This is a genomic window from Pseudomonas oryzihabitans (genome assembly GCF_006384975.1).
GTDB classification, from domain to species: Bacteria; Pseudomonadota; Gammaproteobacteria; order Pseudomonadales; family Pseudomonadaceae; genus Chryseomonas; species Chryseomonas psychrotolerans_B.
Genome location: NZ_CP021645.1, coordinates 4,740,001 through 4,763,631, shown reverse-complemented (window position 1 = coordinate 4,763,631; position 23,631 = coordinate 4,740,001). Strand labels below are relative to the sequence as shown.

26 protein-coding genes and 2 rRNA genes (1 of these 28 only partly in view) are annotated in these 23,631 nt (G+C 64.3%); 8 read left to right on the top strand and 20 right to left on the bottom strand.

What is annotated here, in order from left to right:
* Nucleotides 1-27 precede the first annotated feature (27 nt).
* Nucleotides 28-675, top strand: coding sequence for a hypothetical protein (locus tag CCZ28_RS21545; protein WP_140220799.1), 648 nt, complete (start codon nucleotides 28-30; stop codon nucleotides 673-675).
* Here CCZ28_RS21545 and zapE read toward each other — a convergent pair.
* From zapE to CCZ28_RS21530, 3 genes are all read right to left on the bottom strand, one after another.
* Nucleotides 672-1,721: a cell division protein ZapE gene (gene zapE / locus CCZ28_RS21540; protein WP_140220798.1), complete on the bottom strand. Its 1,050-nt coding sequence runs from the start codon at nucleotides 1,719-1,721 to the stop codon at nucleotides 672-674. The genes CCZ28_RS21545 and zapE overlap by 4 nt on opposite strands.
* Nucleotides 1,722-1,809: 88 nt before the next feature.
* Nucleotides 1,810-2,196 (bottom strand): MAPEG family protein, encoded by a 387-nt coding sequence (locus tag CCZ28_RS21535; RefSeq protein WP_140220797.1) that lies wholly within the window; start codon nucleotides 2,194-2,196, stop codon nucleotides 1,810-1,812.
* A gap of 68 nt (nucleotides 2,197-2,264) precedes the next feature.
* Nucleotides 2,265-3,437 carry a multidrug effflux MFS transporter gene (locus CCZ28_RS21530; protein WP_140220796.1) on the bottom strand — a complete coding sequence of 391 codons (1,173 nt, stop codon included), beginning with the start codon at nucleotides 3,435-3,437 and terminating at the stop codon, nucleotides 2,265-2,267.
* Between the two features lie 113 nt (nucleotides 3,438-3,550).
* Here CCZ28_RS21530 and CCZ28_RS21525 point away from each other — a divergent pair, with 113 nt between their 5' ends.
* Nucleotides 3,551-4,180, top strand: coding sequence for a TetR family transcriptional regulator (locus CCZ28_RS21525; protein ID WP_140220795.1), 630 nt, complete (start codon nucleotides 3,551-3,553; stop codon nucleotides 4,178-4,180).
* Here CCZ28_RS21525 and CCZ28_RS21520 read toward each other — a convergent pair.
* Nucleotides 4,162-4,356 carry a heavy-metal-associated domain-containing protein gene (locus tag CCZ28_RS21520; protein WP_140220794.1) on the bottom strand — a complete coding sequence of 65 codons (195 nt, stop codon included), beginning with the start codon at nucleotides 4,354-4,356 and terminating at the stop codon, nucleotides 4,162-4,164. The genes CCZ28_RS21525 and CCZ28_RS21520 overlap by 19 nt on opposite strands.
* A gap of 109 nt (nucleotides 4,357-4,465) precedes the next feature.
* On the opposite strand from CCZ28_RS21520, the gene CCZ28_RS21515 reads away from it, so the two are divergent.
* The 4 genes from CCZ28_RS21515 (at nucleotide 4,466) to CCZ28_RS21500 (ending at nucleotide 8,805) form a co-directional block, all read left to right on the top strand.
* Complete coding sequence (locus CCZ28_RS21515) at nucleotides 4,466-6,862, top strand: heavy metal translocating P-type ATPase (protein ID WP_140220793.1); 2,397 nt, start codon at nucleotides 4,466-4,468, stop codon at nucleotides 6,860-6,862.
* Complete coding sequence (gene cueR, locus CCZ28_RS21510) at nucleotides 6,859-7,245, top strand: Cu(I)-responsive transcriptional regulator (RefSeq protein ID WP_140220792.1); 387 nt, start codon at nucleotides 6,859-6,861, stop codon at nucleotides 7,243-7,245. Before CCZ28_RS21515 ends, cueR begins: the two co-directional genes overlap by 4 nt.
* Nucleotides 7,246-7,304: 59 nt before the next feature.
* A complete protein-coding gene (locus CCZ28_RS21505; protein WP_140220791.1) occupies nucleotides 7,305-7,544 on the top strand; it encodes a hypothetical protein in 240 nt (79 codons plus the stop codon).
* A gap of 67 nt (nucleotides 7,545-7,611) precedes the next feature.
* Nucleotides 7,612-8,805 carry a class I SAM-dependent rRNA methyltransferase gene (locus tag CCZ28_RS21500; RefSeq protein ID WP_140220790.1) on the top strand — a complete coding sequence of 398 codons (1,194 nt, stop codon included), beginning with the start codon at nucleotides 7,612-7,614 and terminating at the stop codon, nucleotides 8,803-8,805.
* Between the two features lie 57 nt (nucleotides 8,806-8,862).
* On the opposite strand, the gene CCZ28_RS21495 is transcribed toward CCZ28_RS21500, so the two are convergent.
* The 9 genes from CCZ28_RS21495 to CCZ28_RS21455 form a co-directional block, all read right to left on the bottom strand.
* On the bottom strand, nucleotides 8,863-9,264 hold the full coding sequence (locus CCZ28_RS21495) for a Rho termination factor N-terminal domain-containing protein (protein ID WP_140220789.1): 402 nt from the start codon (nucleotides 9,262-9,264) through the stop codon (nucleotides 8,863-8,865).
* Between the two features lie 13 nt (nucleotides 9,265-9,277).
* Entirely contained in the window at nucleotides 9,278-9,499 is a 222-nt protein-coding gene (locus tag CCZ28_RS21490; protein ID WP_140220788.1) for a YgdI/YgdR family lipoprotein, read from the bottom strand.
* The gene (locus tag CCZ28_RS21485; RefSeq protein ID WP_058765520.1) at nucleotides 9,496-9,732 is read right to left on the bottom strand and encodes a hypothetical protein; all 237 of its coding nucleotides are present in this window, start codon (nucleotides 9,730-9,732) and stop codon (nucleotides 9,496-9,498) included. Before CCZ28_RS21485 ends, CCZ28_RS21490 begins: the two co-directional genes overlap by 4 nt.
* Before the next feature lie 289 nt (nucleotides 9,733-10,021).
* A complete protein-coding gene (locus CCZ28_RS21480) occupies nucleotides 10,022-12,070 on the bottom strand; it encodes an AsmA family protein (protein ID WP_140220787.1) in 2,049 nt (682 codons plus the stop codon).
* 66 nt (nucleotides 12,071-12,136) lie between these two features.
* Nucleotides 12,137-13,270: an MFS transporter gene (locus tag CCZ28_RS21475; protein WP_140220786.1), complete on the bottom strand. Its 1,134-nt coding sequence runs from the start codon at nucleotides 13,268-13,270 to the stop codon at nucleotides 12,137-12,139.
* A 21-nt stretch (nucleotides 13,271-13,291) separates the two neighbouring features.
* Nucleotides 13,292-14,074, bottom strand: a complete 783-nt coding sequence (locus CCZ28_RS21470) for a DeoR/GlpR family DNA-binding transcription regulator (protein ID WP_140220785.1) — start codon at nucleotides 14,072-14,074, stop codon at nucleotides 13,292-13,294.
* A gap of 56 nt (nucleotides 14,075-14,130) precedes the next feature.
* The gene (locus tag CCZ28_RS21465) at nucleotides 14,131-15,021 is read right to left on the bottom strand and encodes an EamA family transporter (protein ID WP_140220784.1); all 891 of its coding nucleotides are present in this window, start codon (nucleotides 15,019-15,021) and stop codon (nucleotides 14,131-14,133) included.
* A gap of 144 nt (nucleotides 15,022-15,165) precedes the next feature.
* On the bottom strand, nucleotides 15,166-15,552 hold the full coding sequence (locus CCZ28_RS21460) for a DUF3140 domain-containing protein (protein ID WP_140220783.1): 387 nt from the start codon (nucleotides 15,550-15,552) through the stop codon (nucleotides 15,166-15,168).
* Nucleotides 15,549-16,067, bottom strand: a complete 519-nt coding sequence (locus CCZ28_RS21455) for a hypothetical protein (RefSeq protein WP_140220782.1) — start codon at nucleotides 16,065-16,067, stop codon at nucleotides 15,549-15,551. Before CCZ28_RS21455 ends, CCZ28_RS21460 begins: the two co-directional genes overlap by 4 nt.
* A 139-nt stretch (nucleotides 16,068-16,206) precedes the next feature.
* Here CCZ28_RS21455 and CCZ28_RS21450 point away from each other — a divergent pair, with 139 nt between their 5' ends.
* Both CCZ28_RS21450 and CCZ28_RS21445 read left to right on the top strand, forming a co-directional pair.
* Complete coding sequence (locus CCZ28_RS21450) at nucleotides 16,207-17,142, top strand: alpha/beta hydrolase (protein ID WP_140220781.1); 936 nt, start codon at nucleotides 16,207-16,209, stop codon at nucleotides 17,140-17,142.
* A gap of 119 nt (nucleotides 17,143-17,261) precedes the next feature.
* Nucleotides 17,262-17,651 carry a hypothetical protein gene (locus tag CCZ28_RS21445; RefSeq protein ID WP_140220780.1) on the top strand — a complete coding sequence of 130 codons (390 nt, stop codon included), beginning with the start codon at nucleotides 17,262-17,264 and terminating at the stop codon, nucleotides 17,649-17,651.
* 39 nt (nucleotides 17,652-17,690) lie between these two features.
* Here the strand turns inward: CCZ28_RS21445 and CCZ28_RS21440 are convergent, their stop codons facing one another.
* The 7 genes from CCZ28_RS21440 to CCZ28_RS21410 all read right to left on the bottom strand — a co-directional run.
* The gene (locus tag CCZ28_RS21440; protein ID WP_140220779.1) at nucleotides 17,691-18,983 is read right to left on the bottom strand and encodes an MFS transporter; all 1,293 of its coding nucleotides are present in this window, start codon (nucleotides 18,981-18,983) and stop codon (nucleotides 17,691-17,693) included.
* A 95-nt stretch (nucleotides 18,984-19,078) separates the two neighbouring features.
* Entirely contained in the window at nucleotides 19,079-19,537 is a 459-nt protein-coding gene (locus CCZ28_RS21435) for a DUF3301 domain-containing protein (RefSeq protein WP_140220778.1), read from the bottom strand.
* A 28-nt stretch (nucleotides 19,538-19,565) separates the two neighbouring features.
* Nucleotides 19,566-19,745, bottom strand: coding sequence for a hypothetical protein (locus CCZ28_RS21430; protein ID WP_037006863.1), 180 nt, complete (start codon nucleotides 19,743-19,745; stop codon nucleotides 19,566-19,568).
* Nucleotides 19,742-20,494 (bottom strand): type III pantothenate kinase, encoded by a 753-nt coding sequence (locus CCZ28_RS21425; RefSeq protein ID WP_140220777.1) that lies wholly within the window; start codon nucleotides 20,492-20,494, stop codon nucleotides 19,742-19,744. The genes CCZ28_RS21430 and CCZ28_RS21425 overlap by 4 nt, the downstream gene beginning before the upstream one ends.
* On the bottom strand, nucleotides 20,484-21,431 hold the full coding sequence (birA, locus tag CCZ28_RS21420) for a bifunctional biotin--[acetyl-CoA-carboxylase] ligase/biotin operon repressor BirA (RefSeq protein WP_140220776.1): 948 nt from the start codon (nucleotides 21,429-21,431) through the stop codon (nucleotides 20,484-20,486). Before birA ends, CCZ28_RS21425 begins: the two co-directional genes overlap by 11 nt.
* A gap of 85 nt (nucleotides 21,432-21,516) precedes the next feature.
* Nucleotides 21,517-21,632: ribosomal RNA gene (gene rrf / locus CCZ28_RS21415) — 5S ribosomal RNA — on the bottom strand.
* A 158-nt stretch (nucleotides 21,633-21,790) separates the two neighbouring features.
* Nucleotides 21,791-23,631, bottom strand: a 23S ribosomal RNA gene (locus tag CCZ28_RS21410) (it continues 1,052 nt past the right edge of the window).

Sequence of the window (23,631 nt, the reverse complement as noted above, 5' to 3'; positions counted from 1 at the left end):
TGAGCCTTTGCTTGGAGAATCTAGCCCATGCCGCGCTGGCTGCTCTGCAGTCCCCTGCTGCTCCTGCCCTTCGCCACGGTCGCGCTGGCCGCCTCCGCCGAGCGCGCCCCGCGCAGCTGTTCCCAAGAGCTGGGGCAGCAACCGGCCCAGGCGCTGGCCGACACCTGCCGCGCACTCTCCCCCGCCACCCGCCCGCCCTGCAATGCCGCCAACAGCTGCGCCCTGCTGCAGAACGAAATCGCCCGTAGTTGCGCCCTGTTCGGCGATGCCGAAGCGACCAAGCAGTCCGGCTGCGGCCCGCTGCCCAGTAGCGCCGAAGCCGCGGCGGCGGTGGTCCAGCGCTACTACCGGGCGCTGGATGCCCGGGACTACGGTACGGCCTGGCAACAGTGGGGCGACGACGGCCAGCCCGGTAACTCCTACGCGAGATTCCGTCAGGGCTATGCCAAGACCCGCAGCGTGCGGGTAACGCTCGGCCAGCTCGGCCCGGTGGAAGGGGCGGCGGGCTCGCTGTACGTCAGCGTCCCGGTGACCGTGAAGGCCCAGCTAGACGATGGCACCCGCCAGACCTTCACCGGCAGCTATCAGGTACGCCGGGTCAACGACGTCGACGGCGCCTCGGCCGAGCAGCGGCGCTGGCATCTGGACAGTGCCAAGCTGCGCCTGAAGCGCTAATCCGGTCCGATCTGCCGTAGCTGCGACAACCGACTGCGCGTGCGTGACATGTCGGCGATATCGCTGTCGGCCAGGGTCTCGTCGAGCGGCGCGGCGCTGACCAGGAACAGCGCCAGCCGACGGTCGTAGAGCACGTCGACCAGGTTGATGAAACGCTGCCGGGCGGCGGGACTGGCCTCGCGCAGGGGCGGCACTTCATCGAGCAGCCAACGCGGCCAGGTCTCGCTCAGGGTCAGGTAGTCGAGTACTGCGGTAGGGCCTTCGCAGAGATCGGCGAAGCTGAATTGCAGCAGGCCATCCGCGGCGCTGATGGCCGGAAGATGGCGATGACCCACTGGCACGTCCACTCGCGATTCGGCACGCGGCGGCAACCCCAGGCGCTCACGCTGGACGGCGCTGCCCGGCCAGAGATAGGCCCCGACGCCGAAGGGATCGGGCTCAGCCGGGCTGGCGCTGCGATAGTCCTTGGGCCCGGCCACCGAAAGGATATCCATGCGCGTCTCGATCAGCCGGATCGCCGGCAGGAAGCGCTCGTGGTACAGCGGATTGGGCAGCAGCCCTTCGGGTGGATAGTTGGAGGTGGTGATCAGCACCACGCCGCGGCTGAACAGCGCCTTGAACAATCGGGTGATGAGCATGGCATCGCCGATGTCGTGCACGTGGAATTCGTCGAAGCACAGCAGCCGGCAACCTTCCAGCAGCTCGTCCAGGCTGGCCGCCAGGGCATCGACACCCGGCGGTTGACGGAACATCCGCTCGTGCAGTTCGCGAAAGAAGGCATGAAAATGCACCCGCCGCTTCTCGGTGAACGGCAGGGCGGCGAAGAAGCCATCCAGCAGGAAGCTCTTGCCACGCCCCACCGGTCCCCAGAGATAGAGGCTACGCGGCGCCTGACGACGGAACAGCCTGGGTCGCAGGAGTTCGTCGGCCAGGTTGGCGAAACGGGCGACGGCCGCCTGCTGGGCTGCATCCAGGGTGTAGCCGCGGGTCTGAGCAAGTTGAGCGAAGTGCGCCAGCACCTGCTGGGCGGGCGAAGGAGACGTCATGGCGGCGACCGGCCGGGAAAGATAGGGCGCTAATGAAGCCGCAGCGGGCGCCGCCGGTCAAGACCGACGGCGCTTGGCGCTGGCTTACTCAGGCTGCCGCGATGAACAGGCAGAAGCAGCAGAAGAAGCCAAAGGCCCATACCAGCGAACGGCGGGTCGCATGATCACGGATATACAGCCAGGTGTAGGCGATGCGACTGAGCAGGAAGAGCAAGGCCCAGAAGTTGATCGTTCCCTGCTCGGCACCACCGGTGATGTGGGCGACGATGACTGCCGCGGCGAACAGCGGATTGATCTCGAAGGCGTTCTGCTGAGCGGCGTTGGCCCGCGCCCGGGCACCTTCCAGCTTGCCAAGGAAACTGCGGGGGTCACGGTTGTCGTCGGGCGTGAAACCGGAGCCCTTGAACTTGGCATAGTAGGCCGCGCCATAGGGCACGAGGTAGACGAGGAAGATGCACCAGAAGGCGAAGGTCATGTCGGCGTCCCTGGGAATGGAAGGGTTCGCCTATCTGACCTGCCTGGTCAGGAAAAATCCACTCTCGCTCAGGCGACCACGCGCTGCTGAGTCCACCGCGCCAGCAGGGCGCTCGACACAGCGCACAGGGCCAGCACTGCGCACATAGGGACCACAGTGCCATTGTGCAGGGCGCCCACGCTGCTGGAGGCCAGGGCCGCCAGGATGAATTGCAGGCTGCCCATCAGTGCCGAAGCACTGCCGGCATTGGCGCCCTGCCCGGCCAGAGCGCAGGCCGAGGCGTTGGGCACGATGCCGCCGAGCAGGGCGATGGCGCAGAACAGCGGGACCATGAGCACCGGCAGCGCCTTGGGCTGGAAGGCCCCGACCAGCAGCAGGATCAGCCCCGCGGCGGCATAGGCCACTACCGCGCGGCGCAGCCAGAAGGCCGGCCCCTGGCGCACCACCAGCCGGGCATTGAGCTGGCCGAGCAGGATGAAACCGGCGGCATTGAGGCCGAACACCCAGCCATAGTGCTCGGGCGCCACGCCATAGAGTTCGATCAGCACGAAGGGCGAGCCGGAGATGTAGGCGAACATGCCGGCCATGGCGATGCCGCCGGTCAGGGTATGGCCGATGAAGGTGCGATCACGCAGCAGGCGCAGGTAGTTGCGCAGGGCGCCACTCAAGGGTTGCCGCGGATGATGGGCCGGCAGCGACTCCGGCAGCCAGAGCGCCACGGCGGTACCGCAGGCGGCGGCAAATAGCGCCAGGCTGACGAAGATCGCCTGCCAGCCAAAGGTCGTCAGCAATAGGCTGCCGGCGAAGGGCGCGATGATGGGGGCGATGCCGGTCACCAGCATGATCTGCGAAAAGGCTCGGGCGGCAGCCATCGGCTCGCAGAGGTCGCGCACCACGGCGCGGGCGATCACCATGCCGGCACAGCCGCCCAGGGCCTGGACGAAGCGCGCGGCGATCAGCCAGGGCAGGCTCGGCGCCAGGGCACAGCCCAGCGACGCCAGGCAGAACAGGCCGATACCGATCAACAGCGGCAACCGGCGGCCGAACCTGTCCGCCAGCGGACCATAGAAGAGCTGGCCGCTGGCCAGACCGGCGAAATACACCGCCAGGCTCAGTTGCACGTGTTCGATGTCGGTGGCGAAAGACCGGGCCAGCGAGGGGAAGCTGGGCAGGTACATATCGATGGCGAAGGGAGCGAAGGCCGAGAGGGCCCCGAGAATCAACAGCAAGCGAAAGGTCATGGAAGCCGATCCGGTGGAAGCGGAAGTGCCGCGCAGATACATACGATCTTGTTTGTAAAAGCGGCGAGGCACGCTAAACTGCGTGGCAGACCCACTGACCAGTCAGAACGCCCATGCGCCGCACGAAAGAAGAAGCCGAACAGACCCGCCAAGCCATTCTCGATGCCGCGGAAGCCCTGTTCCTGACCAATGGCGTGGCGCGTACCAGCTTGGAAATGATCGCCCGCGAATGCGGGGTCACCCGGGGTGCAGTGTACTGGCATTTCCAGAACAAGGCGCACCTGTTCCATGAAATGCTTAGCCAGATAAGGATCCCGGCCGACGAGCTGACCGAACGTCTGCGCATCGATGGCGAGGAAGACAGCCTGCAGCGACTCTACAAACTCTGCGTGGAGGGCCTGACCAAGTTTTCTCGCCCTGGCCGCGAGCAGCGGGTGATGACCATCCTGCTGCACCGCTGCGAAGTCACAGAAGAGTTGCGCGAGGCCGAGGAGCGCGATCTGCAGTTCCTGCGGCAATTCATCCGCATCACCGATGACCTCTTCACCGCCCAGGCCGCGCGCCTGCAGCCGGGCGTTACACCACAGCTGGCCAGCCGGCTGCTGCACAGCCTGTTCCTCGGCACTCTCTCCGACATCCTGCGGGATGAACAGACCTTTGCTCCGCTGCTGGACGTCGAACAGGTCTTCACCACCTTCTTTCGTGCCATCGTGTGCGACTGGACTCAGCCCGCGACGGTATAACCCGCCTGCTCGATGGCCGAGCGGAAGGGCGCGTCCAGCTCGGCACTGTCGATGCGTACCTCGCCCGCCTGTAGGTCCACCTCCACCCGGGCGCGGGAATCGACCTTGAGAACCGCGGCTTCAATGGCGCTCACGCAATGGGCGCAACTCATTCCTATCACTTTGATGACGTGCATGGTCTGCTCCTGTCTATTGATCTGACTCTCTCACCTGACGCCAACGCCAGGACAGGGTTCCAGTGTTGACCTTGACCTCGGGTCAAGGTCAACACTGAGCGAAACACTGATGACAGAGGTCCCCATGCACGACTTCGAACTCTCCATCACCGGTATGACCTGCGCGGCCTGCGCCGGGCGGGTCGAGCGAGCCCTGCAGAAGGTGCCAACGGTCACCGCCGCGGGCGTCAACCTGGCCAGCGAAAAGGCGCGGGTCAGTGCCCCGGCCGAGGCGGCGCCGGCCCTGGCCGAGGCCGTCAGCGCCGCCGGCTACCAGGTGGCCGAGGCCGAGCACGACCTGGCCTTGTCCGGCATGAGCTGCGCCAGCTGTGCCGGGCGCATCGAAAAGGCCTTGCGCGCCGTTCCCGGCGTCCTCTCGGCCGAGGTCAATCTGGCCAGCGAGCGAGCCCGGGTAAAGACCCTGGCCGCGGTCGAGACCCAGACCCTGATCGGCGCAGTGGAAGCCGCAGGCTACGGCGCCCAGGATCGCCTCGCCGAAGCAGACGGCCCCGTCGCCCGTAAAGGGTTGCCCTGGGAGCCGCTGGAACTGGCCCTGGCGCTGCTGCTCGCCACACCCCTGGTTCTGCCCATGCTGCTGGCCCCCCTCGGCTGGCACCTGATGCCGCCCGCCTGGCTGCAATTCCTGCTCGCCACTCCCGTGCAGTTCCTGGTCGGTGCCCGCTTCTATCGCGGCGCCTGGCATGCCCTGCGCGCCCGCAGCGGCAACATGGACGTGCTGGTCGCCCTGGGGACCAGCGCCGCCTATGGCCTGAGTCTCTATCTCTGGCTGGTCAAGGACAGCCCCCATCTCTATTTCGAGACGGCGGCCATGGTCATCGCCCTGGTCCGCCTCGGCAAATACCTGGAAGCCCGCGCCAAGCGCCGTACCGGTGCCGCCCTGCGCGCCCTGGAAGCCCTGCGTCCCGAACAGGCCCGCCGCCTGGATGCCAACGGCAACGCAGAGGACGTTGCCCTCAACCGACTGCGCCTGGGTGATCGCCTGCAGATCCGCCCGGGCGAGCGCATCCCCGCCGATGGCCGCATCCGCCAGGGCGAAAGCCAGGTGGACGAAGCCCTGCTCACCGGTGAGAGCCGTCCCGTCGCCAAGGGCCCCGGCGACGAGGTAGTGGGTGGCGCCATCAATGGCGAAGGCAACCTGGAGATCGAAGTCACCGCCCTGGGCGGCGAATCCGTGCTGGCCGGCATTATCCGCCTTGTGGAAGACGCCCAGGCCACTAAGGCGCCCATCCAGCAGCTGGTGGACCGCATCAGCCGGATCTTCGTCCCGGTGGTGGTCAGCCTGGCCTTCGTCACGCTGCTCGGCTGGCTGCTGACTGGCCACAGCCTGGAAACCGCCCTGCTCGCCGCCGTCGCCGTACTGGTCATCGCCTGTCCCTGTGCCCTGGGCCTAGCCACGCCCGCCGCGCTGATGGCCGGTACCGGGGTGGCGGCGCGCCACGGCATCCTGATCAAGGACGCCGAGACACTGGAGCGCGCCCAGGGCGTGACCACCGTGGTCTTCGACAAGACCGGCACCCTCACCGCCGGCCAGCTGAGTCTGCGCCAGCTGGCCACCGCACCCGGCATCGAGGAGCGCGAACTGCTGAGCCTGGCCGGTAGCCTGCAAAGAGGCAGCGAGCATCCCCTAGCCGCCGCCGTGCTGGCGGCCTGTCGCGAACGCGGCCTGGACACCCCACCGGCCAGCGACGTCCGCGCCCTGCCCGGCCGTGGCCTCGCGGGCAGTTGGCAGATGCGCCCGCTGCTGCTGGGCAATGCCCGCCTGCTGGGCGAACAGGGCCAGGACGCCGGCGCCCTGGCCGAGACTGCCCGGGCCTGGGAAGACCAGGGCCTGACCCTGTCCTGGTTGCTGGAAACCGGTGTTCAATCACGGGTACTGGGGCTGCTGGCCTTTGGCGACGAGGTGCGCCCCGGCGCCGCCGCCGCCATCGCCCAACTGCGCGCGGACGGTATCGACAGCTGGCTGCTGACCGGCGACAACCGTGGCAGCGCCCGCCAGGTCGCGGCCACGCTCGGTATCGAGCACTGGGAGGCCGAGGTGCTGCCCGCCGACAAGGCCGCCGTGGTCGCTCGCCTGCAAGGCACCCGGGGCGGCGTCGCCATGGTCGGCGACGGCCTCAACGACGCTCCGGCGCTGGCCGCCGCCGAACTGGGCATCGCCATGGGCTCGGGCACTGCCGCTGCCCGCCATGCGGCCGGCATCACCCTCTTGCAGGAAGACCCGCGCCAGGTGGTGGCGGCGCTGGACATCGCCCGCCGCACCCAGCGCAAGATCCGCCAGAATCTGTTCTGGGCCTTCATCTACAATGTCATCGGCCTGCCGCTGGCGGCCCTGGGCCTGCTCGATCCGGTCTATGCCGGTACCGCCATGGCTTTTTCCAGCGTCAGCGTCCTGGCCAATGCCCTGTTGCTCGGCCGCTGGCGCCCGTCCGGAGACCACCCGTCATGAACATCGGCCAGGCCGCCAAGGCCAGCGGGCTCACCCCCAAGATGCTGCGTTACTACGAGCGAATCGGGCTGCTGGCCCCCGCCGGCCGGACCGACAGCGGCTATCGCCAGTACGGCGCGGAAGACCTGCGGGTGCTGGCCTTCGTCCGTCGCTCGCGGGAGCTGGGCTTCAGCCTGGAAGAGATCCGCCAGTTGCTCAGCCTCTGGCAGGACCGGCAACGCGCCAGCGCCGACGTCAAGGCACTGGCCAAGCGGCACATCGCCGAACTGGATCTGAAGATCGCCGAGCTGAGCCGCCTGCGCAGCACCCTGGGCGACCTGGTCTCCTGCTGCCATGGCGATACCCGCCCCGACTGCCCCATCCTCGATACGCTCGGCGGCTGACGCAACCGCCGACGGCCCGCGGGGTCCATTTTCTATCCCCCACTGCCGAGGTCTAGTCCATGCACAGACTGCATCACTACCAGATCCGCTACCGCTTCAACGGCGAGCCGCTCACTCACGAACTGGAAAGCTTCGAGCCCGTGACCGAGGAAGAAGCCGTGCTGCAACTGCTGATCAAGCACATCGAGGAACCCCAGGTGGTGGTCGATGCGCCCTGGGAGCGTCATGCCCAGCCGAGCATCGCCCGCCGCGCCCAGGAAGCCGGTCTGAGCGACATCGAGGTCAGCCAGCAGGACTGACGGCCGGGCCAGGCGGGTGGCTTTGCGCTATAATTCCGCGCTTTTGCCCCCTTCGCCGGAGACCTTCATGACCCTGCCTCGCCTGCGCCTCAAAGCCAATGCCGACCGCCGTTTGCGCGCCGGGCACCTCTGGGTGTACAGCAACGAGGTGGACGTCGTCGCCACGCCGCTCACCGCCTTCGAGCCGGGCGACCAAGCCATCCTGGAAACCACCAGCGGCAAGCCGCTGGGCGTGGTGGCCCTGTCGCCCAACAACCTCATCTGCGCCCGCCTGTTCTCCCGTGACACCGGCTACGAGCTGGACAAGTCGCTGCTGGTGCATCGCTTCAAGGTCGCCCTGAGCCTGCGCGAGCGGCTATTCGGCAGCCACTGCTATCGCCTGGTCTACGGCGATTCGGACCTCTTGCCCGGCCTGGTGGTGGATCGCTTCAACGACATCCTGGTGGTGCAGATCGCCTCGGCGACCATGGAACGCCAGCGCGACGCCATCCTCGCCGCCCTGCTGCAGGTGTTCAAACCCCAGGGCGTGCTGTGGAAGAACGATGGCAGCGCCCGCGCCGCCGAAGGCCTCGGCAGCTACGTGGAAGTCGCCTACGGCGAGGTGCCCGACTGGGTGGCGCTGGAAGAGAACGGCGTGCGCTTCGAAGCCCCGGTGCGCGAAGGCCAGAAGACCGGCTGGTTCTATGACCACCGCCTGAATCGTGCGCGCCTGGCGCCCTATGTCGAAGGCAAGCGGGTGCTCGACCTGTTCAGCTACATCGGTGGCTGGGGCGTGCAGGCCGCGGCCTTCGGCGCCAGCGAAGTCATGTGCGTGGACGCCTCGGGCTTCGCCCTGGATGGCGTAGAGCGCAATGCCACCCTCAATGGCCTGGCGGAAAAGCTGGTGTGCGTCGAAGGCGATGTCTTCGAGGCGCTCAAGGAGCTCAAGGCCGGTGACGAGCGTTTCGACGTCATCGTCGCCGACCCGCCCGCCTTCATCAAGAAGCGCAAGGACCTGAAGAACGGCGAGGCCGCCTATCGCCGCCTCAACGAACAGGCCATGCGCCTGCTCAACAAGGACGGCATCCTGGTCAGCGCCTCCTGCTCCATGCACCTGCCGGAAGATGACCTGCAGAACATCCTGCTCGGCAGCGCCCGTCATCTGGATCGCAACCTGCAGATCCTCGAACGCGGCGCCCAGGGCCCGGACCACCCGGTACACCCGGCGATCCCGGAAACCCGCTACATCAAGAGCCTGACCTGCCGCCTGCTGCCCAGCTAAGGCGCCAGGCAAAGAAAAAGCCGGACACTGTCCGGCTTTTTTGTGCCTACCAGAGCCTCAGCTCAGGGCGCGAATCAGCTCGTCCTTCTTCATCCGCGAACGGCCGCGCACATTCTGTTCAGCCGCCTTTTTCACCAGCTCATCGCGGGTCAGGTCACTAAGCGAGGTGCTGCCGCTACGGGAGCGCCGCGCCGAGGAGCGGCCGCTGTTGGGCGATTGCCCCTGCTTGGTCGCCACCGCACGCCGGGCCGAGTCCTTGCGATCCGCGCGCTTGGCGGTACCGCTCTTGCTCTTGCCGGAGCCCGCCTTTTCGCCACCGCCGGACTGCTTGTTCACCGTCGCCCAGGCCCGCGCTTCGGCTTCATCCTTGGAGACGCCCTTCTTCTCGTAGCTCTCCTCGATGTGCTCGGCCTTGCGTTCCTGTTTGTCGCTGTACTTGGACTTGTCGCCGCGGGGCATGGCAGTCTCCTCGTCAGTCTTCCGCTTTGATGGTGGCCACGTCACTCGCCTTCACCCGTACATGGCGACCCGCCACGTCGGTGAATTCATAGAAGCCGTCGGCCGTCTTGGTATTAGGTCTATCCTCGGTGATGTACTGGGTGCCATCCTGCAAGGTCACCACTGTCTCGGTGGAACAGGCAGCAAGGCCCAGTACGACCAGCGCCAGCAATCCACAGCGCAGACCGCGACTCATGGCGCTTCCGGCGAAACGCGATGGATGGAGACGTCGTGCAGCGCCACCAGCGCCTGGCCGGACTCGATGTCGGCCAGTTGGAAGCGCTCGTCGTTGATCGCATCCAGGTGCCGGCAGGCCAGATCGCGGACCACGTCGGTAATGGGTACGTCCAGATTGCTGATACGGTCGGTGTAACTCTCGCCCAGCAACTTGTAGTGGATTTCGTAATGGCTATCGGTGTCGTCACGCATGAGAGATCTCCGCGAAAGGCTGCCCGACTCGGGTTACTTCTATAGAGCCTGAGCAACCAGAGCGGTTCTTTGCCACTCCCCACCTGCCGCCGAACGGTCATCTGTCAAGTCCCGCGCAAAGGCTCTAGCACGGCGCTTCAAAAATCCGCCGAATGATCCTTGGGCGGTTAAGCCCTTCGTCTGAATCAGGCGCCCCGACCGCCTGCGGCAGGGCCAGGGCGAGACGAGGCAAAGCCGGCCACGCATGAAAGGCGCCGCCAGCCCTGGCCACTCAAGGGCGCCCTTTCACTCAACGCCCCGCCCGCATCTGCTGCAACAGCGCACTGCATTGGGCGCCCTGCTCGTTGCTCGGCGCCACCAGCGCCAGCAGGCCAGCGGCCGGTGCAGCGAAGGTCGCCAGCAAGGCCGCCGCCGCGCCGCGTGCGGCTAGCGGCAGCGCCTTCACGCCTGGCGAAGGATTCTTCAGGGTGCCGCGCACATAGAGCGGCGAGCGTAGGGAGAAGATGCGCAGCCCCTTGCTGTGGGGATCTATGGTGAGATCCAGCTGTTCGGTCGCCAGGTTGATGCTGCCCGTGACGTTGATCAGGGCGTTCTCGGTGTCGAGCACGAACACCTGGGGCGTCACCAGACCCTTCTTGAAGTCGAGATCGGCAACCGCACAGTTGATCTCCACCTCGTCATCACCGAACAGGCGGTCGACCAGGTAGTTGCCCACGTTGAGACCGGCCAGTTCCATCAGGCTGCGGCTGATTCGGCCATCGTTCATCAGCAGCTTGAGCTCGCCGTCACTGGTGCCGAGCAGGGCCGCCACCGAATTGCCGGTGCCGCTCAGGGTCGCATCGCCATTGAGCTCACCCATGCTGCGCTTCATGGTTTCCACGGCGGGGAACAACTGGTTCAGCTTGACCCGGCGCACGTGCAGATCGACCCGCCCCGGCATGGGCGTCTTGTTGCCCTCCAGGCGCACCGTGGTGTTCAGGTCGCCCCCCGCCACCCCGAAGCGCAGGGGATCGAGCAGCAATACCCCGTCGGTCAGGCGGACATGGGTGTTGAGATCGGTGATCGGCAGTTGCGCGTTCTGCACGATGCGCTTGCCGGTGAAGCGGACGTCCGCATCCATGGCCCGCCAGCGCTCGGTGCGGAATTCGGATACCGGCAATACCTTGTTCGCCGGCTGCTTGCTGGTCTCACCCTTGGCGACTTGCTGCTCCTTGGTATCGGCACCGATCAGCGGTGCCAGGTCTTCGAACAGCAACTGATCGGACCTCAGGGTGCCGCTGAGCTTGGGTCGCGGCTGGCCACTGGTGAACAGTACGTCGCCGTGCAAGTCGCTCTTGCCCACCCGGCCATTGAAGTCTTCGTAGCTGAAACGGGCACCGGCCGGATCGTTGAGCTTGACCGTGAGATGGCCATCGGTGGCATAGGGCGCCGTCTCCGGCAGGGTGACGCCGGTCAGCGGATAGAGCTGCGCCAGGCTCTTGCCTTCCAGCACCAGATGCAGGTCCAGCGCGCCCAGGCGCCGCGGATCGGTCAGGGTGCCGAACAGCTGGACGCGGGTCTCCCCGGCGCGGGCGTCGAGCTGGATCGGGAACGGCGTAGCGGCATCCTGCAGCGCCAGCAGCCCGCCGATCTGGCCACGGCCGCTGACCGGTACCTGCTTGTAGCGACCCTCCACCGCCACGGCGAACTGGAAGGCCTGGGTCTGCTTGACGTTGGCCCGCTGGCGCGAGGTGCCCTGCTTGCCGACCAGATCGGCGTAGGCGATGGGTGCATCCAGCGAGGTAATCCGCGCACGCAGCTGGGTCGCGGTCTGGGCATCGTCGAAACTGACCTGGCCGGCATCGAAACCGATGGTGCCGATGTCCACCGTCCAGGCCGAAGGCTCGGCCTTGGGCTCCTTCTCGGCGGTCTCGAAGGTCCAGCTGTTGCGGCCATCGGCGAGGCGTTGGGCATTGACTACCGGCCGGGTGAGAGCGATGCGCGGGATGTAGATCTGCTTGGCCAGCAGCGCCAGCGGCGAGATCCTTAGCTGCACCCGGTCGAGATGGACGAAGGTCTTCTCCTTGGCCCAGTCCGGATTGCCGAGGGTCAGGTCTTCGGCGGCGATGTGCGGCCAGGGAATCCAGGCGCGCCAGCCACCCTGGTCGGGCTCACGTTGCCAGACCACGCCCAGATTGCCCTCGATGGCAAACGGCCGGTGCAAGGCGCTCGACACCTGCTCGTTGAGGGTCGGCTTGAGTCGATTCCAGTCGAAGGTGGCCAATACCACCACCAGCACCAAGAGCAGCAGCAGGATGATTCCCAGCAACCAGGCGAGGATCTTGCGTGGGCGCGTCATGGCCGCCTCCTTGTCTTTCCGTTCTCCTTGGGTCTGCTCAGCGCAGCGGGGTTCCCTGGATCGACCTCACGTCTTGCGCTGGCGCAGCGCCAGCAGCGCCACCGCCACCCCGATCAGGGTCAGCAGCAGCAGGCTGCCCCTTAGTCCCACCTGCCCCGCCACGGCGCCGATCAGCGGTGGGCCGAGCAGGAACCCCAGGTAGCCGGCGGTAGCGGTCATGGCAATGCCAGTGGCCGGGGTCTCGGCCACCTGGCCCGCGGCGCTGAAAGCGGCCGGCACCACATTGGAGAGGCCCAGGCCGACCAGGGCGAAGCCCAGGATCGCCGTCCAGGGCGCCGGCAGCAGGACCGCCACGGCCAGTCCCAGAGTGGCCAGCAGCGCACCTCCAGAGATCACCTGGGGTCCACCGAAGCGCCGCCGGATGCCATCGCCACAGAGGCGCCCGATCAGCATGGTCAGCGAAAAGGCGGCATAGCCGAGGGTCGCGACCACCGGTGTCGCCCCGCCCACCTGGTCCAGGTAGACGGCGCTCCAGTCGGTCATGGCGCCTTCCAGCATCAGGCACCCCAGGGCGATCAAGCCCAACGCCAGCACGCGCCGATCCGGTAGCCGCAAGGCGTGGCTCACCGGGCTGCGATCCCCCTCGTCCAGCGCCAGGGCAGCCGGCAGGGCCAACACCAACGCCACCAGCGCGGCCGTCAGGAGCACCGCAAAGGCCGAAGCCCCCAGATGCAGCACCAGCGCCCCCAGGCCGGCCCCGAGAAAGCCGCCCAGGCTGAAGGCGGCATGGAAAGACGACATCAGGGGGCCGTCCCAGCGACTTTCCACATCGCTGGCATGAGCATTCATGGCCACGTCGATCAGCCCATTGCAGGCGCCCAGCAACAGCGCGCAGGGCAACAGCCAGGCGAGCGACGGCGCGGCCCCCGGCCAGCTCAGCACCAGCACGAAGGCCAGGATGCTGCAGCGGGTGAGCCGCCCGGTACCACCCAGGCGCGGCACCAGCACGCCGGCGAAGGGCATGGTGAGCATGGCGCCCAGGGCGACGGCGAGCAGTACCAGACTGAGCTGGCCGTCTCCCAGCGCCAGATCGCGCTTGAGCTCGGGAATGGCCGCCGCCCAACCGCCGATCCCGCAGCCATTGGCGAGAAAGACGGTAAAGGTGGCCCGACGTTGGCGACGCAGTACGGCAGAGGTCATGGGGATCCTTGTAGAGGAGGCTTAGCGGTCGCGCTTGGCCTGGTGCAGGTGCAGCCCGGCGTCTCTATAGGGCTGCAAGCGTTCCTCACTCAGCTCGGCCTCCACCACCAGATGGTTCACCCGGTCGAGGTCCAGCACGTGATAGAAAGCCACGCTGTCGAGTTTCTCGGCGGTCACTGCGACGGCCACCCTGGTGCTTTGCTCCGCCACCGCAGCCTTGAACTCGGCCTCTTCCAGATCGAAGCCGGTCACCCCGGTCTCCAGCGCCAGGGCGCAGGTGCCGAGGAAGGCCAGGTCAGCCCGTATCGCCCGTAGATCGCGCAGCGCCCGCGCGCCCAGGCAGGCCCCCGACTCCGGCGCGGCCAGCCCGCCGATCATCAGCACCCGGATGCCCGGGCGCTGCAACAGCGCCGCGGCGATCAGCGGGGCATTGGTGGCCACGGTCAGGTCGTGATCGAGAGGCAAGGCCTGGGCGATGGCCAGATTGGTCGAGCCGGCATCCAGCAGCAGCAGTTGCCCGCACTGCACCAAGGCCGCAGCCGCCTGCCCCAGTGCCTGCTTGGCCGCCTCGTCCTGACCGATGCGGGTCGGGAGCGCCTCCGGTGGCGTCAACAACGAGAGCGCCCCGCCATAGACCCGCCGACACAAGCCCTGGCGCGCGAGTTCGCGCAGGTCGCGCCTCACGCTGTCTTCGGAAATGCCCCAGGTCTCGGCCAGCTCGGCCGACAGCACCCGGCCACGCTCACGCAGCAGCGCCAGGATCGCGGCTTGCCGCTCTTCGGGTAGGTGAATGGCTGCATTCATGCTGATACTCCAGGAAGACCAGCTAATCATGCAAAATCAAATACAAACGTGCAACATCATGCATTGCGCGAGACATTACCGCGGGCATCCAGCCAACGACCGCCGAAGACATTGATCAGCAAGCCCAGCATCACCGCCAGACCACCCAGTTCCTGCTGGATGGTCATCTGCTCACCCAGCAGCACGGCCGCCGAGCTCAGTCCCACCACAGGTACCAGCAAGGAGAAAGGCGCCACCTGGCCGGCCGGATAGCGCGACAGCAAGCGGCTCCAGATACCGTAGCCCAGCAGCGTGGCGATGAAGGCGAGATAGACGATGGCGAACAGGGAATTGCCCGACAACGAGGACAGCGCCGCAGCCATCCGCTCCGGTCCTTCGAGCAGCCAGGACAGGATGAAGAAGGGAATGGGCGGAATCAGGCTGCCCCAGACCACCAGGCCGAGCATGTCGACCTTGCCGATCTGCTTGGTGACAATGTTGCCCAGTCCCCACATGGCCGCTGCCGCCAGGGTCAGCAGAAAACCGGCCAGGGTCATGCTCACGCCATGCTCGGAGCCGATCAGCAACAGGCCCAGGGCGGCTACCAGCAAGCCAACGAGGCTGGCGCGCCGCACCTTTTCACCGAGCAGGCTGGCGGCGAAGGCCAGGGTAAAGAAAGCCTGGGCTTGCAACACCAGCGAGGCCAGGCCGGCCGGCATGCCCACATACATGGCCGAAAACAGAAAGGCGAACTGGCCAAGGGAAATGGTCAACCCATAAGCCAGCAACAGTCGCCAGGATACCTGGGGCCGCCGGACGAAGAGAATGGCCGGGAAGGCGGCCAGACAGAACCTCAGAGCGCCCAGCAACATGGGGGGCACGCCCTGCAGGCCAAGCTTGATGACAACGAAGTTCACCCCCCAGGCCAGAATGACGACCAACGCCAGCAGTAGATCCCTGGGTGACATGCACGACTCCTCGAAACATCAGACAAATTGATAGGCTGCTACCCTACTCCTTTACGTCCGTTTCCCGTCGTCACAGTTACCCACAAATTTGGCCAATCACTCTCGCCAAACAAAAACCGCAGCCAGGGCTGCGGTTCGTTGGGATCAGGCACTGCGCTTGTCACGCAAGGGATCATGGCCCCAGTTCATCAGCGACTTGCGCCAGCGCGAATCCTCGATATCGCCCTCCGGCCGCTGCTTGAGATGCCGATGCACGTAGCCGATCACCTTGCGCATGGCTTGGTAGTCATCATCTTCCAGCTCGGCCTGACGCTTGCCCTTGATCTCCAGGATGCGCTCGCCCATGGCATGCCCCACGGCCTTGCCGTCGTTGGCCGCGGTGACCTTCTTGCCGCCCTTGGTCATGCCCACGCCCTTGCTGGTATCACCGCTGAGCCATCTGCGCAGCTGGGTGGGCGTCATATTGACCACCTGCTTGAATTCGCTGCGCAGTTCCTTCTTGTCGTCGTCGGAGGGTTTCTTGGTAGTCATTTTTCACCTGCCTTTTGCAACGCCTTCACCAGTTCGTCCTTTTTCATGCGCGACCGACCGCGTACCTCGCGGCGCGCCGCGCGTTTCATCAATTCGTCCTTGGTGAGATCGGCCAGCCCTGACTTGCGGGCTGCCGCCGTCTTGCGCGCGACATCGGCGGGTTGCTTGGAATGCTGCTTGCCCCGTCGCGTATCACGGCGTTTCTTGGTGGTGCTGCGCTCGTACTCGTCCTTGCTCAGGGAGTCCCGCGCTTTTTCCGGCAGATAGCGCTCACCGGTCTCCGCGGACTTCTTGCCGGAGCGGGTATCCCACTTCTCGTCGGTCCACTCTTGCAGGTGGTTGTCCTTGCTCTTGCCCCCCTCGTACTCTCCACCGCGCTTCTGGTATTCCTGGGCAGCCAGTTGCGCCTTGCGCGCCGACCACTGGCCGGGCTTGCCGCCCTTGTCGCCCTCGGTAATCTCTCGCTTCACCTTTTCCCAGAGTTCGGGATCGCTCTTCTTGGCCGTGGCACTCATGGCTGCACCTCAAGTGGGGGTCATTGCAGTCGCTGTCATAGGGATGACTGTCCAACCGAAACGGGGGTTCGCCCCAGGCGACGAACGCCCCTACCCTGGGCCCAGCAGCCCCTTGCCCACTTCGTAGCCGGAAACCGCCATGTCGCTCGCTACCCTGCTCCGCCGCCGCTGGATTCCCCTGCTCTTCGTCACCCTGCTGGTGGGCGTCGGCGTACCCTATGGCTGCTCGGAACTGGCCTATCGCGAACGCCAATGGGTATTCAGCATCGAGCCGGGCAACGCCAGCTGGTTCACCGGCATTCCCGAAGGCGTCCGCCAGCTCAATATCCCGGTCAGCACTGCGCTCAAGGGCACCGAGTACATCCACGCCTGGTGGTGGCCGGCGCGGCGTCCGGATGCCCCCACGGTGCTCTATCTGCACGGTACCCGCTGGAATCTGACGGCCCAGGTGCGGCGCCTCGCGACCCTGGGTCAACTGGGTTACTCGATCCTCGCCATCGACTATCGCGGCTTCGGCGAAAGCCCTGGCGACGTCCCTTCCGAGCGTAGCGTCTACGAAGATGCGCGCATCGCCTGGAAGTACCTGCAAAGCCTGCAACCCGATGCGCGCAAGAGATACATCTACGGCCACTCCCTCGGCGGCGCCGTGGCGGTGGATCTGGCCTGGCGCATCGCCCGCGCCAACGACCCCGCAGGCGACTATCCAGCCGCCGCCGGGCTCATCATCGAGTCCACCTTCACCACCCTGGCCGATGCCGCCTCGGCGGTGATCGACACCCGCTTTCCCCTGCGCTGGCTGATGTCGGAGAAATTCGACTCCCTCGACAAGATCCCCGACATTCGCCTCCCGATCCTCATCGTCCACGGTAGCGACGACCGCTATGTCCCGCCGCGCTTCAGCGAGGCCCTCTATGCCGCGGCGCGACCGCCCAAGCGCCTGCTGCTGGTACCCGGCGGTACCCACTCCAACAGCATGGTGATAGGCACGCACGACTATGCCGAGGCGCTCCGTCAGGTATTCGGCGCCGCTCGGATAACCCAGGAAAACGAAGGGGAATCATCGACGGGAGGCTAGGCGCTTCGCCTAGGTCATCGACGGCGATGATAGTCACTATCTCGCCAGTCTATTTTTTCCTGGTCGTCCTCATCCGGATACTGAACTCACTCCAGAACAGTTTCCCCGAGGACACCACCATGAACCTGCGTATCGCTTTCGGTTTCGCCCTGACCGCCCTGGCCCTGAACACCTTCGCCCAGGACTTCGCTTTCACCCCCAGCACGGCCACTCAAATCGCCGAAGAGTCCAGCCAGCGTCCACTCGGCGAGTTGATCAAGCAACAGCAGCAGCGCCTGCAAGACCGCAAGGTCGCCGAAGAATCCAGCCTGCGCCCCCTGGGTGAGGTCATCAAGCAACAGCAGCAGCGCGTGCAGGATCGCCGGATTGCCGAAGAATCGGCGCAACGCCCGGTGGGTCACCTGATCGAGCGCCAGCAACAGCGCCTACAGGAGCGCTTCGTCGCTGAAAACGGCTCGGCGCGCACCCTGGCCCCCCTGATCGCAAAAGCCCAGCGTAGCCAGGCCTGATCGATCGCCTCCCCCTGCCCGGCCTTGCGCCGGGCTCGCTCAAGACGGCTTGTCGCTACCCGGCCCGATGCTGGCGGGAGCCTCCACCACCAATCCCTGCGGTACCTCATCGATCCGCGGATCCAAGGCCGCCGCCATCGGGCTCACCGTATCCGGCATCGCCACGTGATGCAGGGGCGCCTCGTCCAGCCGATGCTCGCCACTGACGAAGCGCGGTTGCACGAAGAACACCAGGATCAGCGCGTAGGCCGAAGCCAGCACATAGAACATGCCCGGCCCGAAATGCTCCATGGCTACCCCGGCCAGCAAGGGACCGATACAGGCACCGACACCGTAGGTCGTCAGCAGCATCGCCGACAACTCCACTCGCCGCTCGGGCTCCACGTGGTCATTGGCGAAGGCTGTCGCCAGGGGATAGAGGGTGAACAGCAGCATCCCCGAGACGAAACCCGCGGTCAGCAGCCAGGGATAGGGCAAGGTCACCCATCCCCACAGGGGTACCGCCGCGATGCACAGCAATACCGCATTGCCGCGGATCAGCTTGCACCTATCGAAACGATCCGACAGCCACCCCAAGGGCCACTGGGCACAGAAGCCCGCCACGATGCACATCCCGACATAGAAGCTCGACTGTGCCGTATCCAGGCCGCTACGACTGGCGAACACCGGTGCCAGGCCATAGAAGCCACCTACCAATAGCCCGGCGGTAAAAATGGTTACCAGCGACTGGGGTACCCGCCGCCAGAAGAAACGGATCTCCAGCGGCGCCGCCACCAGCTTGGCCGGGTGCACCCGCCGCGTCATCGCTAGGGGGATCAGACAGGACGCGAAGCAGATGGCCACCAGCAGCAAAGGCTTGTAGTCGAGCTGCGGATGCCAGGCCAGCAGCGCCTGACCGATCACCAAGCCCAGGTCCACCGCCACCATGTAACCGGCGAACACCTTGCCGCGCTGGTGGTTCTCCGCCTGCTCGTTGAGCCAGCTCTCGATCACCATGTACTGGTTCATCATCACCACGCCCATGATGAATCTCAGCGCGATCCAGATATTCAGATCGTCCACCAGTGCATGGATGAGCACCGTGACCGTCGCCGCGCCGGCGCAGGCCACATAGGAACGGATATGACCGACCCCGGCGATCAGCCGGTGGCCGAACTTGCCACCACAGACCAGGCCGAAGTAGTAAGCCGCCATCAGGGCGCCGGTCCAGATATCGCCCGCGCCCTGCTCGGTGAGCCGCAGGCCGATATAGGTAGTGAACAGGCCGGAACCGGCCAGCATGAGCAACGTGGCGAAATAGAGCGCAGGAAAGGTAATCAGAGGGCTGAACATCAGGGTCACATGAAAAAGCGAAAAGCCAGGCAGGCCAGCCTTCGCTGACCATTGGGACTACTCGAAAGGGATGATTTGAAGGCGCAGGCCGGAGGTCACTCCGACTCTTGGCGCCGATCGGTCTCGGTACGCTGTCGCTGCCGCCACTGGTCCAGATAGACCACCTGACCATGTTCCGGCTTGGCCTGATACACCGGGGCCGAAGCCACCACCGAATTCGCCGCGGGCCGTTCGACCTCCGGCACCACGAAAGGTGCAAACTCGACCTTGGCGAGCACCTTGCCGAACAACGCCAGGGACGCATTCAGCCGCTCTTCCCCGGTCACCGTGAACTCAAAGGCGAACAGCCGAGCCAGGCGCTTGCGCCCCTGGGCATCGGCCAGCCAGCGATAGCGGGAGAACGCCACGGCACCATCGAGCAACGTCACGTTGCGTCGACGACACTCCTGCTCCGCCAGCACCAACGCCCGCTCGCGGATCCCGCGGGCGTGCCAGAAGCTCAGACCGATGCCGAACGCGCCCAGCAACAGGCAGAGATTACCAAGCGTCAGCATCTTCGTTCCTCATCGAAAGGTACCGCCGTCACTGACGCCGCGCCGCGTCACCGGATGCCGTCTCGTTCAATAGGCGAATGTTCTCACGCTCGCCTTTGTAAAGCGCCAGAGGGGCAATTTCCTTACCCAACAAAGGCACCTGCTGTTGATGCCATATGTAGTAGAAAACGTTCAGAACCACCAATAGCAGAAACAACCAACGCATCATTCGTTCTCGAGCGGACACGCCAAAGCCAATCCAGCAAACACCATATCGGGCACGATCCGCGCGCCTGGAACGACATGTTTGACCAGTTCCGCGTCACCGCCGGTCAAAAATATCTCACAACCCTCGGCGAACATCTCTTGTGCCAGTTCGTACTGCGTACGCACGAAGCCCTTGAGCATATAGAGACAACCACGCTCGACCGCCTCGATGGTCGTCCGTCCCGGCGCCTCGTAGCGTTCACCACTGGCCCAATGTGGATCGTAGCGGATACGGCGGGTGTGGGTCTGCAATTCCCGACGCATCAACGGAATACCCGGACAAATGAATCCGCCCTGGTGTTCACCTTGGGCATCGACCAGATCCGCGGTGACCGCCGTGCCCAGGTCCAGCACCACACAGGCCTTGCCCTGGGCCAATTGGACCGCCGCCAAGATCACCAACCAGCGATCCATTCCCAACCGTTGATGATCCCGGTAACCATTGCGGACACCCTTCCAGCTCTCCACGGGCAGCGCCTGATGGCAGGTGATGCCGAAGGTAGCGCTCAACCGCTCCTTGAGTTGCTGGGTCTCTTCGTCACTCCGCACACTGACCAGTCGGCAAGCCGTGAAGGTCGGTGCCTCCGGTTGGGACAAGGCAGCGATCAAGGCATCGTCGCTCTCGACGATGCCCGTGGTGATGGCTTCAGCCCTGGGATCGACCAGCCGCCACTTGATGAGGCTGTTACCGCAATCGAGTTCAAGAATCATGATCTAGGCTCAGACTCAATTCACCACCACTGAACGCCTGTGTCTGCCCATTCACGCGCATGAGAATGGCCCCATCTTCGGCAACTCCTTCCACTGTGCCCTGGATACAGCGAACCCCCGAAGAAAGGGTAACCGCTCGACCTTGCCAGCCATGATACCGCTCCCACTCGCTACGCAGGACGGCGAATCCCGACTGCCGATGAATATGCCAAAGAGAATCGATCTCCCGTAGCAGCAAGGCGGCGACTGCGTTGCGATCCTGCAGGCCACCGAGCGCCTCGGCCATGGAAATCCAAGGTTGGTCGATATTGTCGGCCAGCCGCATGTTGACGTTGATGCCAATACCGATGATGGCCTGGCAGGTATCCTGCGGATCGCCCGACAACTCGATGAGAATACCCGCCAGCTTTCGGCCTCTGACCAGCACATCGTTCGGCCATTTCAGGCAGGCGTCTTCGACACCGAGTTGCTGCAGGGTACGGATGACCGCCAAACCCATCGTCAGACTCAGGGCCTGCAGTTTCTGAATACCACCTTGGCTGGACACCACGGCGGTCAGATACAGATTCTTGCCATAGGGACTGACCCAGGCTCTACCGCGTCGCCCCCGCCCTGCTTGCTGATGCTCGGCCAGCAAGGCGAAAGGAGGTAGCTGATGCTGCTGCAGCCGGCGTTGCGCCTCCGCATTGGTGGAGTCTATCGAGGCGAGCACCGTAACCGGCCAGCCGCCCTGCTGGGCGATCCGCTCGCCATCGAGCAGATACAAGGGTTCTTCCAGGCGATACCCTCTGCCTGGCACCTTGAACACCTCGATCCCGAAGTCTTCGCCAAGTGTCTTCAGCCGCTTCCAGATGGCACTCCGAGAAACGCCCAAGGCCTCTCCCAGCTCCACGCCGGAATGAAATTTCCCATCACTCAGCAGTTTCAGCAACGGCATGCTCGAACCTCCGGTTCGACTTTCTTCCGCCCCAAAGACAACACCCCCGCCAGAGTGAACTGAGCGGGGGTGCTGGGTGTTAGGCGCTTGACGATGACCTACTCTCACATGGGGAAACCCCACACTACCATCGGCGATGCATCGTTTCACTTCTGAGTTCGGGAAGGGATCAGGTGGTTCCAATGCTCTATGTTCGTCAAGCAATTCGGTTGGCTGGCCAGGCGATGAGGCTACCTGGCTGGCCCAATTGGGTTGGTGACAGAAGTAAACGTGTCGTCTTGGGTCTTGCGAACCCACGCGCTGTTTTCGGCGTCGTCTTCCTCACGCTCTGACACGCGGTCAGATTGTTTGGGTGTTATATGGTCAAGCCTCACGGGCAATTAGTATCGGTTAGCTCAACGCCTCACAGCGCTTACACACCCGACCTATCAACGTCGTAGTCTTCGACGGCCCTTCAGGAAGCTCAAGGCTCCAGTGAGATCTCATCTTGAGGCAAGTTTCCCGCTTAGATGCTTTCAGCGGTTATCTCTTCCGAACATAGCTACCCGGCAATGCCACTGGCGTGACAACCGGAACACCAGAGGTTCGTCCACTCCGGTCCTCTCGTACTAGGAGCAGCCCCTCTCAAATCTCAAACGTCCACGGCAGATAGGGACCGAACTGTCTCACGACGTTCTAAACCCAGCTCGCGTACCACTTTAAATGGCGAACAGCCATACCCTTGGGACCGGCTTCAGCCCCAGGATGTGATGAGCCGACATCGAGGTGCCAAACACCGCCGTCGATATGAACTCTTGGGCGGTATCAGCCTGTTATCCCCGGAGTACCTTTTATCCGTTGAGCGATGGCCCTTCCATACAGAACCACCGGATCACTAAGACCTACTTTCGTACCTGCTCGACGTGTCTGTCTCGCAGTCAAGCGCGCTTTTGCCTTTATACTCTGCGACCGATTTCCGACCGGTCTGAGCGCACCTTCGTACTCCTCCGTTACTCTTTAGGAGGAGACCGCCCCAGTCAAACTGCCCACCATACACTGTCCTCGATCCGGATGACGGACCAGAGTTAGAACCTCAAGGTTGCCAGGGTGGTATTTCAAGGATGGCTCCATGGGAACTGGCGTCCCCACTTCAAAGCCTCCCACCTATCCTACACAAGCAAGCTCAAAGTCCAGTGCAAAGCTACAGTAAAGGTTCACGGGGTCTTTCCGTCTAGCCGCGGATACACTGCATCTTCACAGCGATTTCAATTTCACTGAGTCTCGGGTGGAGACAGCGCCGCCATCGTTACGCCATTCGTGCAGGTCGGAACTTACCCGACAAGGAATTTCGCTACCTTAGGACCGTTATAGTTACGGCCGCCGTTTACCGGGGCTTCGATCAAGAGCTTCGCTTGCGCTAACCCCATCAATTAACCTTCCGGCACCGGGCAGGCGTCACACCCTATACGTCCACTTTCGTGTTTGCAGAGTGCTGTGTTTTTAATAAACAGTCGCAGCGGCCTGGTATCTTCGACCGGCATGAGCTTACGGGGTAAACCCTTCACCCTCACCGGCGCACCTTCTCCCGAAGTTACGGTGCCATTTTGCCTAGTTCCTTCACCCGAGTTCTCTCAAGCGCCTTGGTATTCTCTACCCGACCACCTGTGTCGGTTTGGGGTACGGTTCCTAGTTACCTGAAGCTTAGAGGCTTTTCCTGGAAGCATGGCATCAACCACTTCCCCTTCTAAAAGAAGGGTCGTCATCAGCTCTCGGCCTTGACCGTCCGGATTTACCTAAACGATCAGCCTACCACCTTAAACTTGGACAACCAACGCCAAGCTGGCCTAGCCTTCTCCGTCCCCCCATCGCAGTAACTAGAAGTACGGGAATATTAACCCGTTTCCCATCGACTACGCCTTTCAGCCTCGCCTTAGGGACCGACTCACCCTGCGTCGATTAACGTTGCGCAGGAACCCTTGGTCTTTCGGCGTGCGAGTTTTTCACTCGCATTGTCGTTACTCATGTCAGCATTCGCACTTCTGATACCTCCAGCAAGCTTCTCAACTCACCTTCACAGGCTTACAGAACGCTCCTCTACCGCATCACCAGAGGTGATACCCGTAGCTTCGGTGCCTGGTTTGAGCCCCGTTACATCTTCCGCGCAGGCCGACTCGACTAGTGAGCTATTACGCTTTCTTTAAAGGGTGGCTGCTTCTAAGCC

Coding starts and splice junctions, on each gene's coding strand:
- CCZ28_RS21445 (WP_140220780.1), top strand. CDS start 17,262: ATGAACCTGCGTATCGCTTTCGGTTTCGCCCTGACCGCCCTGGCCCTG.
- CCZ28_RS21470 (WP_140220785.1), bottom strand. CDS start 14,074: ATGAATGCAGCCATTCACCTACCCGAAGAGCGGCAAGCCGCGATCCTG.
- CCZ28_RS21545 (WP_140220799.1), top strand. CDS start 28: ATGCCGCGCTGGCTGCTCTGCAGTCCCCTGCTGCTCCTGCCCTTCGCC.
- CCZ28_RS21440 (WP_140220779.1), bottom strand. CDS start 18,983: ATGTTCAGCCCTCTGATTACCTTTCCTGCGCTCTATTTCGCCACGTTG.
- CCZ28_RS21525 (WP_140220795.1), top strand. CDS start 3,551: ATGCGCCGCACGAAAGAAGAAGCCGAACAGACCCGCCAAGCCATTCTC.
- CCZ28_RS21485 (WP_058765520.1), bottom strand. CDS start 9,732: ATGCGTGACGACACCGATAGCCATTACGAAATCCACTACAAGTTGCTG.
- CCZ28_RS21475 (WP_140220786.1), bottom strand. CDS start 13,270: ATGACCTCTGCCGTACTGCGTCGCCAACGTCGGGCCACCTTTACCGTC.
- CCZ28_RS21455 (WP_140220782.1), bottom strand. CDS start 16,067: ATGAGTGCCACGGCCAAGAAGAGCGATCCCGAACTCTGGGAAAAGGTG.
- CCZ28_RS21480 (WP_140220787.1), bottom strand. CDS start 12,070: ATGACGCGCCCACGCAAGATCCTCGCCTGGTTGCTGGGAATCATCCTG.
- CCZ28_RS21505 (WP_140220791.1), top strand. CDS start 7,305: ATGCACAGACTGCATCACTACCAGATCCGCTACCGCTTCAACGGCGAG.
- CCZ28_RS21425 (WP_140220777.1), bottom strand. CDS start 20,494: ATGATTCTTGAACTCGATTGCGGTAACAGCCTCATCAAGTGGCGGCTG.
- CCZ28_RS21500 (WP_140220790.1), top strand. CDS start 7,612: ATGACCCTGCCTCGCCTGCGCCTCAAAGCCAATGCCGACCGCCGTTTG.
- cueR (WP_140220792.1), top strand. CDS start 6,859: ATGAACATCGGCCAGGCCGCCAAGGCCAGCGGGCTCACCCCCAAGATG.
- CCZ28_RS21490 (WP_140220788.1), bottom strand. CDS start 9,499: ATGAGTCGCGGTCTGCGCTGTGGATTGCTGGCGCTGGTCGTACTGGGC.
- CCZ28_RS21535 (WP_140220797.1), bottom strand. CDS start 2,196: ATGACCTTCGCCTTCTGGTGCATCTTCCTCGTCTACCTCGTGCCCTAT.
- zapE (WP_140220798.1), bottom strand. CDS start 1,721: ATGACGTCTCCTTCGCCCGCCCAGCAGGTGCTGGCGCACTTCGCTCAA.
- CCZ28_RS21450 (WP_140220781.1), top strand. CDS start 16,207: ATGTCGCTCGCTACCCTGCTCCGCCGCCGCTGGATTCCCCTGCTCTTC.
- CCZ28_RS21520 (WP_140220794.1), bottom strand. CDS start 4,356: ATGCACGTCATCAAAGTGATAGGAATGAGTTGCGCCCATTGCGTGAGC.
- CCZ28_RS21460 (WP_140220783.1), bottom strand. CDS start 15,552: ATGACTACCAAGAAACCCTCCGACGACGACAAGAAGGAACTGCGCAGC.
- CCZ28_RS21495 (WP_140220789.1), bottom strand. CDS start 9,264: ATGCCCCGCGGCGACAAGTCCAAGTACAGCGACAAACAGGAACGCAAG.
- CCZ28_RS21515 (WP_140220793.1), top strand. CDS start 4,466: ATGACAGAGGTCCCCATGCACGACTTCGAACTCTCCATCACCGGTATG.
- CCZ28_RS21430 (WP_037006863.1), bottom strand. CDS start 19,745: ATGATGCGTTGGTTGTTTCTGCTATTGGTGGTTCTGAACGTTTTCTAC.
- birA (WP_140220776.1), bottom strand. CDS start 21,431: ATGCCGTTGCTGAAACTGCTGAGTGATGGGAAATTTCATTCCGGCGTG.
- CCZ28_RS21435 (WP_140220778.1), bottom strand. CDS start 19,537: ATGCTGACGCTTGGTAATCTCTGCCTGTTGCTGGGCGCGTTCGGCATC.
- CCZ28_RS21530 (WP_140220796.1), bottom strand. CDS start 3,437: ATGACCTTTCGCTTGCTGTTGATTCTCGGGGCCCTCTCGGCCTTCGCT.
- CCZ28_RS21465 (WP_140220784.1), bottom strand. CDS start 15,021: ATGTCACCCAGGGATCTACTGCTGGCGTTGGTCGTCATTCTGGCCTGG.